This is a genomic window from Oleiphilus sp. HI0061 (assembly GCF_001635675.1).
On record NZ_LWFE01000344.1, the window covers coordinates 1 to 847 of the forward strand.

Sequence of the window (847 nt, forward strand, 5' to 3'; positions counted from 1 at the left end):
TTGTGTTGAGTTGCGCGCCTAGCATCTCTTTACACTTATCTAAATGATGAAGATAGCTACGACTAAAGTTCTTACAGGTATAGCAGTCACATTGTTCATCGAGCGGAGATGGGTCTTCTTTATGAGCTGAATTTCTTATCTTGATAACACCCGTTGAAGTAAACAAATGGCCGTTGCGAGCATTTCTTGTCGGCATTACGCAGTCAAACATATCGATACCGCGACGAACAGACTCAACCAAGTCTTCAGGCTTCCCTACTCCCATTAAATAACGAGGCTTATCTTCAGGCATTTTATAGCCGATATGATCAAGCACCTTCATCATTTCTTCTTTCGGTTCACCAACAGATAAGCCACCAATGGCATAACCATCGAAGCCAATATTGGCTAAGCCTTCCAGGCTTTCATCACGCAAGTGCTCATACATTCCGCCCTGCACAATGCCAAATAAAGCTGAAGGGTTATCACCGTGAGCCTGTTTACTACGTTCAGCCCAGCGCATCGATAGCTCCATTGAACTACGTGCTTCTTCTTCCGTTGCAGGGTAAGGCGTACATTCGTCAAAAATCATAACGATATCTGAACCAAGCTTACGCTGAACTTCCATTGAGATTTCAGGCGTCAGCTCTACTTTAGAACCATTGATAGGGGACTTGAATGTTACACCCTTCTCGCTGATCTTACGCATATCTCCGAGGCTAAAAACCTGAAAACCTCCAGAATCAGTCAGAATTGGTTTATCCCATTGGATAAAGTCATGCAAAGTACCATGTTTCTCAACAATGTCGGTGCCCGGTCTTAGCATTAGATGAAAAGTATTTCCGAGAATAATATCCGCGCCAATCTC

At 43.7% G+C, this 847-nt stretch carries 1 protein-coding gene; it reads right to left on the bottom strand.

All coding sequences use genetic code 11. The features are described 5' to 3' along the window. Window positions 1-847: tRNA guanosine(34) transglycosylase Tgt (gene tgt, locus A3735_RS04685; protein WP_068637660.1), on the bottom strand; the 847-nt coding region annotated here is incomplete at both ends.